The organism is Psychrobacter sp. Ps1 (genome assembly GCF_022129425.1).
Classification (GTDB): Bacteria; Pseudomonadota; Gammaproteobacteria; order Pseudomonadales; family Moraxellaceae; genus Psychrobacter.
The window spans coordinates 1-5,164 of sequence record NZ_JADQAN010000045.1 but is presented as its reverse complement, the minus strand read 5'-3'; the positions used below and the strand labels follow the sequence as shown (position 1 = coordinate 5,164).

5 protein-coding genes are annotated in these 5,164 nt (G+C 40.2%); 2 read left to right on the top strand and 3 right to left on the bottom strand.

What is annotated here, in order from left to right; genetic code table 11:
• The first annotated feature begins 213 nt into the window (after positions 1-213).
• Both I3249_RS12880 and repM read left to right on the top strand, forming a co-directional pair.
• Positions 214-2,271, top strand: a complete 2,058-nt coding sequence (locus I3249_RS12880; protein WP_238070223.1) for a MobA/MobL family protein — start codon at positions 214-216, stop codon at positions 2,269-2,271.
• Positions 2,272-2,561: 290 nt separating this feature from the next.
• Positions 2,562-3,524 carry a replication initiation protein RepM gene (repM, locus tag I3249_RS12875; protein ID WP_238070222.1) on the top strand — a complete coding sequence of 321 codons (963 nt, stop codon included), beginning with the start codon at positions 2,562-2,564 and terminating at the stop codon, positions 3,522-3,524.
• A 47-nt stretch (positions 3,525-3,571) separates the two neighbouring features.
• Here the strand turns inward: repM and I3249_RS12870 are convergent, their stop codons facing one another.
• From I3249_RS12870 to bamE, 3 genes are read right to left on the bottom strand one after another with little or no spacing between them, the layout of a single operon-like run.
• Positions 3,572-3,991 carry a hypothetical protein gene (locus I3249_RS12870; RefSeq protein ID WP_238070221.1) on the bottom strand — a complete coding sequence of 140 codons (420 nt, stop codon included), beginning with the start codon at positions 3,989-3,991 and terminating at the stop codon, positions 3,572-3,574.
• A complete protein-coding gene (locus tag I3249_RS12865) occupies positions 3,988-4,518 on the bottom strand; it encodes a hypothetical protein (protein WP_238070220.1) in 531 nt (176 codons plus the stop codon). Before I3249_RS12865 ends, I3249_RS12870 begins: the two co-directional genes overlap by 4 nt.
• Before the next feature lie 10 nt (positions 4,519-4,528).
• Entirely contained in the window at positions 4,529-4,924 is a 396-nt protein-coding gene (bamE, locus tag I3249_RS12860; protein WP_238070219.1) for an outer membrane protein assembly factor BamE, read from the bottom strand.
• Between the last annotated feature and the right edge of the window lie 240 nt (positions 4,925-5,164).

Genomic DNA, 5,164 nt, shown 5'->3' with positions numbered 1-5,164 from the left:
AGACAAAAAAAGCGGGTGTAACAGGGGCGTTTACCCATTTCACCCAGCTTTTTAGCATTTTAGCCCCCTGCAAGGGCGAAATAACGACTCTAGATATTCTGCGCTACCTACGGTATGCTTGAATCTCTAGAGTCCTTTTTCGTTGGGGACACCCCAAGCCCCAAACACCACAAAAAGCGTGGTGTCCAAAAGCCAAAACCTTGGTAACTGATCATGGCAATAGTCCACATTTCGACCAAAGCAATATCTCGAAAAGCAGGGCAATCAGCCGTTGCTTCTGCGGCTTATCGCGCTGGTGTCATTCTCAAAGATGAACGCTACGACAAGAGCCATGACTACTCAAAAAAATCAGGGGTCATGAGTGCCGATATTATTTTGCCGAGCGCGCTCAAAGCAAAAGGTCTGACGGTTAGCCGTGAAGAGCTTTGGAACAAAGCAGAAGAGGTTGAGGGGCGAATCGATAGCAGAGTTGCCAGAGAATGGCTGGTTAATTTGCCTTACGAGCTAGATGAGGCGAAACGTAAGGCTCTGGCACATGAGTTTACCCAAGCCTTAGCGGATAAATACAACATCATTGCCGATTGCGCCATCCACTCGCCTAGCAAGAAAGAGGTCGCTCGCGGTGCAGACCCTCGCAACTACCACGCCCATATCTTAGTAACCACCCGAGAGGCGCAGTTGGGCGCAGACGGCACACTATTCTTTGATAAGCAGTTCAAGATTCCATTTGAGTGGTCAAACAAGAAACGTGATGCCAATGGCTTGCAGTCGTCTATCCAAGAGATCAAAGACATTCGCCAATTATGGGTAGATATGGCAAATAAGGCGTTAGTCGGACTTGGTCTAGCGAAATTAGACGCTCGCAGCTTCAAAGATCAAGGCTTAGACCGTCTACCAACCATCAAAATGGGCGTTGATGCCACCAGTATGGAACGCAAAGGCATAAACACAGAGCAAGGCAACAAGAACAGAGCCATTCATGTCGTCAATCAACGTAAAGAATTCACCAAACAAAGTAAGCAGAGGGCAGCAGATGAGCAACACACCATTGAATATACTGAGTGGGCAGCTGAAAGAATTGAGTGGGCGACTAATCGACATCGACAAATCGACAAACGCATTGATGACAACCAACAGCGAATCGAAACAAGAGAACGAGATATTGAGTGGGCAGTTAGAGAAGATAAAACAATCAACAAAGTTATTGAGGGAATCTCAAAAATCATTGGGAGCAACTCAGGAAACGCTGAAAAAGCGATTAAAAGTAGTGAGCGCCTCCTCAAAGTCGCTGGAACAAGAGAACCTGACGTTAAAACAAGAGAAGAAAGAATTGCAGAGTTTGAGCAGCAATCAACAGCAGTTAATCAACTCATTGCAAACCGAGCTAACGCAATTACCACTGCCCCAAACCCCTTTGATGACAAAGCACGACGAGCAAGAGCTATTAAAATTACTGAGCAACAAGGACGATTTAATAGAAAAACAGCAGCAGAAGATAGAGGAGTTGAAAATGCTTTTGAACGAGCTAAGTTGGTAAGACTCAGTTACGTAAAAAAATGGTTGAATCGTCATAAAGATAGCAATCGACTCAGAGCTGGCTTTCGTGAGAGTTCAGATGATTACCCTGACAAACTAGATTATCGACAAAACGATTTACTCGATGCTTTCGCTGAAAAGTTTGGTTTAAATAAAACGGATGATGAAGGTTATCAGGATTACATGAAAAGAATGATCGATAGGTTCGATTCAAAACTCATTACTGAGAACAAAGCTGTGATTAATATACTTCGTGATCCAAAGACAGAGCGTGACCAGTACGATGCTATCAAAATACATTATGACACCTTCATAGAAAACCTGGATAAAGAACGTGAAGTCATTGATAGCAAGACTAGAAGTGACTTAGGTAATGCTGGTGGAATTAGCAAAATGATCGCTGGGAGCATATCAGCGCCCAGTTATATCAAATCATTGGAAAGTTACATCAATGATGAGGCAAACGAAGAGCTAAATATAGCGTTAGCCATTAAACATCGTACCTATACGATTAACCATACTTGTCAGCAATTCAAGCATAGCTTAATAGGTTTAAGAGATTTACAACAAGCCAATCAACATAGAACACACTCAGAGGCTCTACAAGGCTCGTTAAATACATTTATGAGCAGTTACACCAAAGAGCTGTCTGACGATCAACAGGAGGCTATAAACGACGGTTTGAGTGCTGTTAAACAACAGGTTCAATCTAATACTATGAGGTTGAGATTTTAATATAAGTCAGGCTCTTCATCTTCTTTTTTAAATAATCAAAAACAAAAAAGGTTTTTAATGCTTTTAATGCTTTTAATGCTTTTAAGTTGCCTGTGTACCTTGCTATTGTTAAGTCTCAGAGAGCATTAACGGACGTTTACCTGTCAATTAACGGACGTTTACCTGTCAATTAACGGACGTTTACCTGTCAATTAACGGACGTTTACCTGTCAATTAAGGACATTATTTATTGACGACCCTTTAATGACTTGATATATTTAAGTCATTAAAAATAAAATAGGCTTATAGGAATGAGCGATAAAGGATTAAAAAACGAGGTTGTCAAAACTCATAGGCTAAATACAGCTCTACAAAAATTATCTCTTTCTGAAATTCGCCTTATGCAGTTAGCGATTATAGATGCAAGAGAGACAGGTACAGGAATAGATACCGTAACTCCGTTACCTATCCATGCAAGCCGTTATGCCGAGGCGTTCGGCGTAACAAGACAAACAGCCTACGAAGTTCTTATTGAGGCTGAAACCTCTTTATTTAAGCGTTATTTTACATTTCTTGATGAGCGGGATGGTAAGCCAGTTAAGTCTCATTGGGTGAGTCAGGCAAAGTATCTAGATGATGAGGCTATTATTGAAATAATGCTTACACCTGCTGTAGTCAAGGAGATTACACGTATTGATGCTATAGAAGCCAAAACTCTATTCACAAGGTTTGCGCTAGAGCAGGTGGCACCAATGAAGAGTGTGTACTCTGTACGATTATATGAGTTACTTAATCAGTGGAGACAAGCGAAGAAGGTAAATTTCGACCTAGATACTTTCAGAGGACAATTGGGTGTCGAGGAAACTGAGTATAAGGCAATGAGCGACTTTAAGAAGCGAGTTCTAGATCTTGCAGTAAATGAGATAAATGGAAAGTCAGACCTAAAAGTCAGCTATGAACAAGTTAAAAAGGGTGTAGCCATAGTAGGTTTTAAGTTTAAGGTTCTAACTAAGAGTCGACCTAAGAAAGTACCACCAGAAAGTAGTAGAGACGCAGATACAGCAGATATGTTCACCATTAATGGTTTGAACGATAAACAGCTAGGGCGTATTGTTCGCAACCCTACTTTTATGGCGGATTACAATCATTTAGTAAGCCCTACTAGCCCAGCTGGACAGTCGCAGAATGGATGGGAGTTTGAGATGATTAATCGACTAAAAAAAGATGCCTCACAGTTCGGAAAGAGACCTATAAGAGAGTATCTTGAATATTAAATGATATAAAAAACCCGTGAGATTTTCACGGGTTTTTTATATCTGTATTACTCTACAGCATTGGCTGATAGGAAAAGCGATTTTGATAGTGATGAGAAAAAATCTTGATATATTTTGGGGTTTTCAATTGGTTTTAAGTTGTACTGCGCATTTGCTCTAACGATCGTAGATTTGCCAGAACTAGACGGTCTAGCAGTAACTGTCATTCTGACTCTACTACCATTGACTAGTCTAGTAGCTGAAACTGTACCTAGATCTGTATCAGCTTTATCAATGACAAAACTCAAATCTTGTAAGGTTGATATTACATTTCTAACTACTACAGTCTTATCACTAGTGTCAAAAGCTCGCGTTTGCATATTGCGTAGCTCTACTTGATTATCAGCGCCCAAGATTCTAGCATCATGGGTTGCACAACCTGTAATAGCGATGAAAGCGGCAAAAAAAGCTATTTTCAATGATTTCATATTTCTTGAGCCTCTAAAAATACTGATTTAGATAATTTACTGAAGAACTCAACATATAGCTCCTCTGTTTCCATAGTTTCGGCTTTAGTTACTTGTCCTTGAGTATTTGTCACAATACGCTGGAAAGTAGCTCTAGCTAAATAGCCTTCGTTATTAAGGTTAGAAGGTATTGTGACGAAACTAACTTTAATTTGTTGTTCGCTATCAACTGACATAGCGCCACCACCAAGTACGGCTAGTAATACAGCGCCTGCTATCTGCGCATTGTTGGTAGCACTGACAGTCTTAGATGCTGTAATAACACCTGATTTTGTTTCAGTCTCATCTATCGAATAACCCATATCTTGCAATACAGCTACCCCAGCTGAAAGAAGAGCAACTTCATTCTTGGTTTCAAAGAATCTGGACTGCATTTGGCGGTCTTGAAGAGAAGTCTCAGAAGTTTGGAATAGATTTTCTGGTGCAGTTGTTGCACAACCCGTCATTGCCAGAGTGCAAGCAATAAAAATGTATTTCATTTTTTTCATTAGTTAGCCCTTAAAACTTTGATGAATGATATGCAAAATCTCTTACTAAGTTTTGCTCATCAAATTTTATTATTATAGTAAGTGTTCTTTGCGAAGTAGATGATGCCCCTGAGCTCATTTGACCACCTGCTAAAACAGCAAAAACCCAACCTGTACTTGATGACTGCACTCTGTCTGTAGCTACCTTATCGTAAACCCAGACCTCTCTTCTTTGATCATCTGTAGAAACCATATTTGGCGAACCAAGCACTTGTAATACATCTGCACCACTCATGCCCACTTTGATTTGTTTTTGAGCAACGCCTACAGATATATTTGAGTTGGCTTGAACTTGTTCTGCATGATGGGCTGCTGAAACACAGCCACCAAGCGATAAAGCAGTTATTAGAGTAAGTACGGCTTTCATTTCACTTCCTTCTTAATTTTTTAGTTACTCATGGCGTAAACTAGGTGCCCACAATGTAACTATTAAGTTAACAAATGTAAATATAAAATTATGATACAAGAATTTTGTTCTTTATTCATTGTAACAGCGGATATATTTCGCATATTTTTTTAAAAGGTTTTAAAGACAAAAAAAGCGGGTGTAACAGGGGCGTTTACCCATTTCACCCAGCTTTTTAGCATTTTAGCCCCCTGCAAGGGC

Excerpts from the sequence above, each read along its gene's own strand:
- repM (WP_238070222.1), top strand. The coding sequence starts at position 2,562 with ATGAGCGATAAAGGATTAAAAAACGAGGTTGTCAAAACTCATAGGCTA.
- bamE (WP_238070219.1), bottom strand. The coding sequence starts at position 4,924 with ATGAAAGCCGTACTTACTCTAATAACTGCTTTATCGCTTGGTGGCTGT.
- I3249_RS12880 (WP_238070223.1), top strand. The coding sequence starts at position 214 with ATGGCAATAGTCCACATTTCGACCAAAGCAATATCTCGAAAAGCAGGG.
- I3249_RS12870 (WP_238070221.1), bottom strand. The coding sequence starts at position 3,991 with ATGAAATCATTGAAAATAGCTTTTTTTGCCGCTTTCATCGCTATTACA.
- I3249_RS12865 (WP_238070220.1), bottom strand. The coding sequence starts at position 4,518 with ATGAAAAAAATGAAATACATTTTTATTGCTTGCACTCTGGCAATGACG.